This window comes from Streptomyces himastatinicus ATCC 53653, assembly GCF_000158915.1.
Classification (GTDB): Bacteria; Actinomycetota; Actinomycetes; order Streptomycetales; family Streptomycetaceae; genus Streptomyces; species Streptomyces himastatinicus.
The window spans coordinates 6,272,557-6,281,466 of sequence record NZ_GG657754.1; the positions used below are offsets into that span (position 1 = coordinate 6,272,557).

The 8,910-nt window shown below is 70.3% G+C and carries 5 protein-coding genes and 1 pseudogene; 1 reads left to right on the top strand and 5 read right to left on the bottom strand.

Features of this window, described 5'->3' with window-relative positions; genetic code table 11:
• Together SSOG_RS26780 and SSOG_RS26785 are read right to left on the bottom strand one after the other, a co-directional pair.
• Positions 1-1,080: serine/threonine-protein kinase (locus SSOG_RS26780; protein ID WP_245606388.1), on the bottom strand; the 1,080-nt coding region annotated here is incomplete at its 3' end.
• A gap of 144 nt (positions 1,081-1,224) precedes the next feature.
• Positions 1,225-2,667 carry an LCP family protein gene (locus SSOG_RS26785; protein WP_009717393.1) on the bottom strand — a complete coding sequence of 481 codons (1,443 nt, stop codon included), beginning with the start codon at positions 2,665-2,667 and terminating at the stop codon, positions 1,225-1,227.
• A 210-nt stretch (positions 2,668-2,877) separates the two neighbouring features.
• Here SSOG_RS26785 and SSOG_RS26790 point away from each other — a divergent pair, with 210 nt between their 5' ends.
• Positions 2,878-3,897 (top strand): glycosyltransferase family 2 protein, encoded by a 1,020-nt coding sequence (locus tag SSOG_RS26790; RefSeq protein WP_009717394.1) that lies wholly within the window; start codon positions 2,878-2,880, stop codon positions 3,895-3,897.
• A 99-nt stretch (positions 3,898-3,996) separates the two neighbouring features.
• Here SSOG_RS26790 and SSOG_RS26795 read toward each other — a convergent pair whose 3' ends face one another.
• The 3 genes and pseudogenes from SSOG_RS26795 to SSOG_RS26805 form a co-directional block, all read right to left on the bottom strand.
• The gene (locus tag SSOG_RS26795) at positions 3,997-5,625 is read right to left on the bottom strand and encodes an LCP family protein (protein ID WP_039938791.1); all 1,629 of its coding nucleotides are present in this window, start codon (positions 5,623-5,625) and stop codon (positions 3,997-3,999) included.
• Between the two features lie 69 nt (positions 5,626-5,694).
• Positions 5,695-7,245 (bottom strand): annotated as a pseudogene (locus tag SSOG_RS26800) (LCP family protein); the annotation flags it as partial.
• A gap of 355 nt (positions 7,246-7,600) precedes the next feature.
• Positions 7,601-8,722, bottom strand: coding sequence for an LCP family protein (locus SSOG_RS26805; RefSeq protein ID WP_009717397.1), 1,122 nt, complete (start codon positions 8,720-8,722; stop codon positions 7,601-7,603).
• Between the last annotated feature and the right edge of the window lie 188 nt (positions 8,723-8,910).

Below are 8,910 nucleotides of genomic sequence, written 5' to 3' on the forward strand. Positions count from 1 at the left end.
GACGCCGCGTCGAGCAGCGCGCAGGGGTCGGCCGTCCGGGTCGTCGCCGATGGTGCCGGCCTGCCCGACGGCCGGGCGCTTCGCGTCGCCGCTTCCCCGGTCACCCGGCGCCCCGCCGGACTCGTCGGAGGAGCCGCTCGCCCACGGGCCGAAGAGGACCAGCCCGGTCGCCAGGGCCGCCGCGGTGACCAGCGCGGTCGCGGTGATCACCACGCCGCGGCTCGGGCGGCGCCAGATCCCGGAGCCCGAGGGCGGCACCAGCCGCAGGGTGTGGAGCGTGCGGTGCAGCGCATGCGATTCCGCCGCGGGGGCGGCCGGGGCTCCGGGGGTGGCCTGCCGCAGCAGCCGCAGCGCCTTGGGCGCGGCCGGGCGCTGCTTCGGCTCGACCTCCAGCAGCGCGGCGAGCGGTTCGCCGAGCGGCCCGGCCCGGTGCGGGGTCTCGATGGCCCCGTCGATGGCCCGCGCCACGTACGCCATGGGGTGCGCGGCCTCGCCGTACGGGGACTGTCCCTCGACCGCAGCGAACAGCGACGCGCCCAGGGAGAAGATGTCGGACTTACGGTCGGCCGAGGCGCCCCTGGCCACCTCGGGCGGCAGATACGGCGGTTTGCCCTGCACCCCGCCGGTCCTGGTCAGGGTGACCTCGCTCCACAGCGCCCGGGAGATGCCGAAGTCGGTCAGCTTCGCGACCCCGTCCCCGGCGACCAGGATGTTCTCCGGGGTGACATCGCCGTGCACCACGCCCTCGGCATGGGACTTCGCGAGGGCGGCCGCGATCTGGCAGCCGATGGAGCCCGCCTCCTCCGGGGAGAGCGGACCGCGCTCCTCCACCAGGTCAGCGAGGCTGCCGCCGGAGACGCACTCCATGACGATCCAGCACATCTCGCCGCCCTCAGTGAAGTCCTCGGCGAAGTCCTCGATGAAGTCGAAGACCGAGACGATGTTCGGATGGTGCAGCCGTGCCGCGTTGCGCGCCTCCTTCTTGAGCCGCTGCGCGGCGCGCTCGTCGTCCGGGCGGGCGCACTTGGCCGCGACCCGTCGGTCCAGCAGCTCGTCGTGGGCCCGCCAGACGATGCCCATCCCGCCTCTGCCGATGGGCTCCTGGAGGAGGTATCGGCCCGCGATCCTGTCCCCGGCTCCTGCCTTCACCCGTAACCCCCGTACCCTGCCTTGGTTCAGGGCACGGAGAGTACTTCAGTCGTCACGCAGCTGAACAGGGCTTCGCTAGGCGCACGCGACCTCGTCGCCGGTGACGGCGGCGATGCCGGGGCGGTCCCGGCGCGGGTCCTCGGTGCGTACCGGGTGCACGTCCTTGTAGTCCGCGCCGACCGTGACCTGCATCACCCCGCCCTGCCCCGGTACCGGCTTCAGCTGCGCCCCGGGCAGCGCGGCGGCCAGGGTGCGGACCGAGCGGTTCCAGACCGGGTCGTACGTGATGACCGTGCGCGCCAGGTCCTTGGTGGCGGCGTCGGCGGGGGAGCCGGTGGTGGCGAAGCCGGTGGCGTGCAGCGCCCGGTCCGCGCGGCGGGCGAGCCCGGCCGTCCCGGTGCCGTTCAGGACGTGGACCCGGACTTGCTGCGGGGCCACGTCGACCACGGTGGCCTTGGGCCGCGCGTGGTGCCTGGTCAGCGGCCGGTCCTGGCGGATGGCGTCGAACAGCAGGTCGGCCCTGGGCCGGTCCCAGTGCAGCGTGGAGCCGACGCCCTTGAGCGGCTTGCCCGGCAGGATCACCGGGACCGAGGCGAACTCGGAGGACGCCGGGGTGAGGCCGTTCATGGCCCGGCCGAGCGCCATCAGGTCCTCCGCGCCGAAGCCGCTGTCGGCGCGGACCGAGCCCAGCAGGGTGGTGGCGACGGCGTTGAACCGCACCGGGTTCAGCAGGATGCCGCCCGCCGTCGTCTGGTGGAGCACCGAGGCCAGGAAGCGCTGCTGGCGCTGGATCCGGCCGAGGTCGGAGGTGCCGTCGGTGTGGCGGGAGCGGACGTACTGGAGCGCCTGGCCGCCGTTCAGCACATGGCTGCCGGACGGCAGGTCGAGGCCGGTGTGGTCGTCCTTGAGCCGCCTCGCCGTGCACACCTTCACCCCGCCGACCACGTCGACGGTCTTCATGAAGCTGGTGAAGTCGACCTCCAGATAGTGGTCGATGTGCACCCCGGTGGCGTGCTCGACGGTGCGCACGGTCAGGCTGGGCCCGCCCTCGGCGTAGGCCGCGTTGAGCCGCTGCGGATGGGCGCTGTGGGGCTTCCCGGTGCGGTCGGTGTACGCGGGGATCATGGCGTACGAGTCGCGCGGCAGGCTGACCACCGAGGCCCGGCGGCGGTCCGCCGACAGATGGACCAGGATGATCGTGTCGGTGCAGTGGCAGGGCGCCCCGCCGAGCCGGTACAGCACCTTCTCCTGCGGGGTGATCCGGTCCCGGCCGTCGGTGCCGACCACCAGGAAGTTGACGCCGCCGCCCGCGCTCCTCGGCCGGTTGTCCAGGCCGCCGAAGGCGTCCACCCGGTGGATGCCGGATTCCAGCTCCCGGACCAGCAGATGCCCGATCGCGCTGACGGCCAGCACCAGGCACGCGACGAACAGGGCGATCCGCAGCCCCCAGCGGCGACGGCGGCGGCCGGGGCGGGACCGGGGGCGGGGCGGGCGCGTCGATCGGGCCGGTGCACTCACCGAAGGAGACCTCCGTGAACGGGCCCGGGCGGGGCGCTGGCGGGTCGGAACCGCTGTCACGGTAGGGCCATACGATGAGCGACCCGGCGCCCCACGCCGCCGGTAGCGCCCGCTCCACCCGGGCGGCGCGTTCCGGTGCCGCCATTCGCGGTACCGTGGGCCCGCTACTGAAGTCTCCCGGGGGCCCGGCCCCCGAAACCCCGAGGTGCCATGCCCCCGCGTCAGCTCCCGGCCGTCTCCGTGATCATGCCGGTGCTCAATGAGGAACGCCATCTGCGCAATGCCGTGCGGCACATCCTGGAGCAGGAGTACGACGGCGAGATGGAGGTGGTGATCGCGGTCGGCCCGTCCGCGGACCGCACCGAAGAGATCGCCGCCGAGCTGGCCGCCGAGGACCCGCGGGTGAACACCGTGCCCAACCCCACGGGCCGCACCCCGGCCGCGCTGAACGCCGCGATCAAGGCGTCCCGCCACCCCGTGGTGGTGCGGGTCGACGGGCATGGCATGCTCTCGCCGGACTACATCGCGACCGCCGTGCGGCTGCTGGAGGAGACCGGCGCGCAGAACGTCGGCGGCATCATGCACGCCGAGGGCGAGAACGACTGGGAGCGGGCCGTGGCCGCCGCCATGACCTCGAAGATCGGCGTCGGCAACGCGGCCTTCCACACCGGCGGTGAGGCGGCCCCCGCCGACACCGTCTACCTGGGCGTCTTCCGCCGCGAGGCGCTGGAGCAGCAGGGCGGCTACAACGAGGAATTCATCCGCGCCCAGGACTGGGAGCTGAACTTCCGGATCCGTGAGGCGGGCGGGCTGGTCTGGTTCTCGCCGGACCTGAAGGTCTCGTACCGGCCCCGGCCGAACGTGCGGGAGCTGGCCAAGCAGTACAAGAACTACGGGCGCTGGCGGCATGTCGTCGCCCGCTTCCACCAGGGCTCGATCAACGCGCGCTTCCTCGCCCCGCCGACCGCCGTGGTGGCCATCGCGGTGGGCGCCGTGGTGGGCGTGGCCGTCAGCCCGTGGGGCTTCGTGATCCCGGGCGGCTATCTGGCGGCCATCGTCGCGGGCTCGTTCCCGGCCGGGAAGGGGCTCCCGGTGGGGGCCCGGGTGCGGATCCCGCTGGCGCTCGCGACCATGCACATGTCGTGGGGCTGGGGCTTTCTGACCAGCCCCCGGGCGCTCGCCAAGAAGGTCATCGCCAGCCGCCGTCCGGCGGTCATGGCACAGGGCTAGGCACGTACGCCGCGTACACCGCGTACGCCACGTACACGACGAAGGGGCCGGACCAGGTGGTCCGGCCCCTTCTGCCGTACGTCCTTCAAGAAGGCTCTCTCAGAACGTGTAGTCCGGGTTGACCGACATGCACGCCTTCTTGTCCTCGCCGTTGAGGGCGTCGGCGCTCTCCGGCGTCTTGTCGTCGTCGGTCGCCCCGGCCTGCGGGTAGGCCGTGCCCGTGCGCCAGTCGTTGCCGACCACCACGGTCACGTCCTGCACCGACTTCGACGACTTCACCGCGCTCTTGGGTAGCCCCAGGGCCTTGGCCACGGCGAGCGCGTCGCCCTGCTCGGCCTCGCTCGGGTAGGACACGGTGGTGTCGGCCTGCGAGATGAGCACCGTGTTCGGGGCGGCCTTGGCGTAGCCGAGCCGGACCAGCTCGTTGGTGATCACGCGGGCCCGGCCCGTGACGGGCCCGTACACCATGGACGCGGTGCCGTTCTGCACGACGACCGGGACCTCGCCCTTGGGCGCGGTGGGCGCCGGGGTCTTGTCGGGCTTCTTCTTGTCCTTGCCGTCCAGCGCCGTGTCGTTGCGCAGCAGCGAGAAGGTCTGCTCGGCGTCGCCGGGCTTGGGCTCCACGAACTGCTCGTCCGCGCTGTACTGCCAGGGCATGGTGACCATGGTGGTGCGCTCGGTCGGCACCCGCTTCAGGTCGTTGCCCAGGTTGTAGAGCTTCTTGACGTCGCCGAGGCCGTGGTCGACGGTCAGCGCGTCGGTGGCCGCCTCCGCCAGGTCCATCAGCTTGCCCGGGTCGCTGAGCTTGGTGCCCTTCTTCAGCTGGCGGATCATCGAGCTCATGTACATGTGCTGGGCCTTGGCCCGGCCGATGTCGGTGTTGTCCTCGAAGCCGTAGCGCGTCCGCAGCCACTGGAGGGCCTGGACGCCCTTCACCGAGTGGGTGCCCTTGGTCAGCCGCAGCCCCGAGCCATGGCCCTTGCTGTCGTGCGAGTAGACGTTGGCCTTCACGCACACCGGGACGCCGCCGACGGCGTCCGCCATGGAGACCACCCCACCGAAGTCGATCATCATGAAGTGATCGATGTATATGCCGGTGAGTTCCTTCCAGGTGGCCACCGTGCAGCCCGGACCGCCGTGCTGGAGCGACTGGTTGATCGCCGCCCGGGTCTTCGGATAGACGCGCCCGTCGTCCGGGTCGGTGCACCGGGGGATGGTCACCCGGGTGTCGCGCGGGATGCTGACCACCGACATGTTGCTGCGGTCGGCCGACACGTGCACCAGCATCTGCACATCGGCCAGCGGCTTGCGGTCGGCGTCCTGCTTGGCGCCGCCGAGCCTCACGTTCTCCGCGGTGTTACGGCTGTCCGAGCCGATCAGCAGGATGTTCAGCGGGGTCTGGCCCGCCGCGTTGGGCTCGGGCTTGCCCAGCTTGCTGTCGCCCAGGTCGAGGGCTTCCTTCTTCAGGTTGCCGTTCAGGTGGTTGTAGTAGATATAGCCACCGGCTGCCGCGCCCAGTACCAGTACGGCGAGCACCAGCGCGCTCCACCGCACCACGCGTAACCCCCGGCCGCCACGCCGGGCCGCCGTGCGCCGGCCGCCACCGCGGCGCCCCGCGTCGCCTGACGCGGGGCCTTCCGCTCCGGGCGGACCGTCATCCTCACCGGTGCTGCGGGGTTCGGGCACGGCTTGTCGCCGGCCCTCCCCCCGCACACTGCTCTGCCGCATCGGGCCCCTCCCCGTACTTCCGTGCTCGTCCGGACCGATGGGCGAGGGCGCTCCGACGGCCGGGAGTGGTCACTTGGCGCAGACGTTCTTGTCGTCGGCCTCGACCTTCTGAATGTTCTTCGGTGCCTCGGTCGGAGCGGAGATGGGAGTGCCCGCGCCCTTGAAGTCCGCGCCGAGCGTCAGCGTCATCTCCGCCTTCGGGGCGGCGTCCTTCGTACCTTCCTTCATCGCGGACGCGGGCAAGCCCATGCTGTCGGCCAGCCGGCGAGCCTGGTCCGCCTGGTTGGGAGCGTACTCCAGAGTGGTCTTCTCCAGATCTGCCGGAGCGTTTCCGCCATTGCTGGTGAGCGGCATCCCCTCGATGTTCTGCATCCAGTCGAGGGTCTCCTGGGCGGCCCCCGTCTGCCCGCTGCCGTTCAGCACCTTGGCCCGGACCTCCGCCGCGTCGGCCTTCGGCCCCTTCAGCCGGGCCGCCTGCTTGTCCTTGGCCGCCTTCTCCTTCTTCTTCACCTCGGTCAGCGACACATCCTGCCGGACCATCTCGAACAGCGGCTCGGCCTTGGTCTTGTCGAGCAGCACCGTCGCGCCGTCGCTGTTGTCGTAGACCGGGATCGTCGTGAAGGTCATGTTCTTCAGGTCGACCTTGCCGAGCGCCTTCCCCAGCGAGACCAGCTTGTCGACGCTGCCGATGCCGGTGTCCACGGTGAGCGCCTTGGTGGCGGTGTTGGCCAGGCCCCACATCTTGCTGGGGCTGCTGAGCGTCCCGTTCCCCTTCATCTTGCGCATCATGGAGCTGAGGAACTGCTGCTGGAGCTTGATCCGGTCCAGGTCGCCGCCGAAGCCGACGCTGTGCCGGGTCCGGACGAACGCCAGCGCCTGCTCGCCCTTGATGTTGTGCTTGCCCGCCTTCAGGTTCAGGTGGGACTTGGGGTCGTTGATGTCCTTGGCGAGACAGACGTCGACCCCGCCGACCGCGGTGGACATCGACTTGACGGCGTTGAAGTCCGCCATCATGAAGTGGGTGATGTCCAGCCCGGTGATCTTCTCGGCCGTCTTCATGGTGCAGCCGGGGTCGCGCCCCTCCTGCCCGAGGCTGGTGTTGAAGCGCGCCTCCCGCTCGCCCGGGATGACCTTCTTCTTGCCGTCCTCCTGGATGGACGTGCAGTCCGGGATGTCCGTGATCATGTCGCGCGGAATGGACAGCACGGTCGCGTTGGTCCGGTCACCGGAGACATGCATGACAAGCGTGGTGTCGGCATGGCCGACGCTCCCCGCGTCACCGTAGCCCTCGTTGCCCTTGCCGTCGCGCCGGTCGGTGCCGATGAGCACGATGTTCATCGGCCCGTCGGTGACCGCGGCGTTGTTCTCGCCGATGTCCACCTTGTTGATGTTGCCGTTGAGGTGCTGGTAGACGAAGTACGCCGCGGCAGAGCCGCCCACCAGCAGGAAGGCCAGGGTGCCACTGCCCCAGTACAGCGCCTTCTTCGTCTTCGACTTCTTCGGCTTCGGCTTACGCCTGCTCGCGGGAGTCGCCGCCTTCTCCGGCTCCCGCTTGCCCGCCGCCCGCCTGCGCCCCCGCGACTCGGGCTCGGGGGCGCGGCGACGGCCCGTGGTTCTGGGGCCGCACTAGAGCTAGCACGCAAGTCCTTACCCGCAAGTCAGCTCACGTCTATGTTGCCGGTGTTCGAGTCGAACACCCCATATTCGCGGGGGTGAGTTTCCACGTCCCGCCCAGGCTTGGCGCGTCCACGGTCGCTGTGTCTCGTCGTGCACGCGGGCGCCTCCCCCTCAAGGCGCTCGGTCCGTCTTCATATACAGTGCGCGGTCACATCTCGGAGCGCACCGGATCGCTCACACTATCCGCCCGGATCCGCGTCAAGCGACGCCGGTGACAAATTCCACTTCCCTACAACTGGGCAATCTGCCCAATCCTTTCGAGATTCTTCACGAGTCCTGGCCTCGTCTTTACCGGCCTTTAGCCACAGACGTCGCGAGCCGCCGTGGTGCCTTGGTACGGAGAGCGCTCCACGCCCTTGGGATCCTCACCGCCCGTGGCCGTGACGGCTCGGGTCACCGACACCGGGCGATCCAGGCGGAGTTGCCGGAACAACCGGTCGGCATCGGGCTGGACGAGTTCATCACGGTTCTTGTTGTACGTATACGGCTGTCGCGGAATCGTAAGGAAACGGATCTTTTCCCGTGGGATGTCCCGCACCCCGCGCACCAGGGCGTACAGGTCCTTGAGGGTGTCCAGACCCGGATCCGTGGTCAGCGAGGAGGTCGCCGCACTGAGCACCGGATACAGCTTCGCCGGATTGAGCAGCACACCATTGCTCTGCACTTTCTTCACAAGGGAGCTGAGGAACTCCTGCTGCCGGGCGATGCGCTCGGTGTCGCTGCCGTTACCGATGGAGTAGCGGGCGCGGACGTAGCCGAGTGCCTTCTCCCCGTGCAGGACCTGACGGCCCGAGGGCAGTTGCAGATGTGCGTCATCGTCGTCGACCGGCTCGGTCAGGCACACTTCCACGCCGCCGACCGCGTTCACCAGCTTCTTGAAGCCGCTGAAGTCCACGATGACGTGGTGGTCCACCCGGATCCCGGTGAGCTTTTCGACGGTACGGATCGTGCAGGCCGCGCCGCCGAACTCGAACGCCCAGTTGAACTGGGCGAACCGGGCCGCCAGTCGGCCGCCGCCGTTCGGCCGGTCGCAGCCCGGGATGTCCACCATCAGGTCGCGCGGGATGGAGACGGCGGTGGCGCTCTTCCCCCCGGCCTGGAGGTGCAGCAGGATCGTGGTGTCCGAGCGCTGGGTGCCGGTGTCCCGGCCGTATTTGCCGTTCTCCTTGCCGCCCCGGTCGTCGGAGCCGATCACCAGGATGTTCTGCGCGTCGCGCACCACCGGCACGGGCCGCTCGGCCTCGTACTTCCGCAGCTCGTCGGCGGTCCGGGTGTCGGTGCGGATGTTGCGGTCGAGGCGTTCGTAGAACCACCACCCCGTCGCGGCGGCCGACAGCACCAGCATGGTCGCGCCCAGCGCGACCATGCGCAGCCAGCGGCGCCTCGGTCTCGGCGCCGGCTCCTCGCCGTCAGTCGTCACGTCCGCGTCCTCCCACCCCGCCTCTCGCCCGGCAGCGGACGGGAGCGGTCTCGCGTGCTGGGCCGATCATTGGGACAGACATACGAACCCCGCACATGGTTGTACGTATCCGTCGATCATCGCGCGGGGTGTACGCCGGGGCGCGCGGGCTCTCGGCCCGGCAGTCCGCCGGACGGGGGTCGGGCGGG

Bases quoted from the DNA above. Each gene is read 5' to 3' on its own strand.
- SSOG_RS26790 (WP_009717394.1), top strand. From the start codon at position 2,878: ATGCCCCCGCGTCAGCTCCCGGCCGTCTCCGTGATCATGCCGGTGCTC.
- SSOG_RS26795 (WP_039938791.1), bottom strand. From the start codon at position 5,625: ATGCGGCAGAGCAGTGTGCGGGGGGAGGGCCGGCGACAAGCCGTGCCC.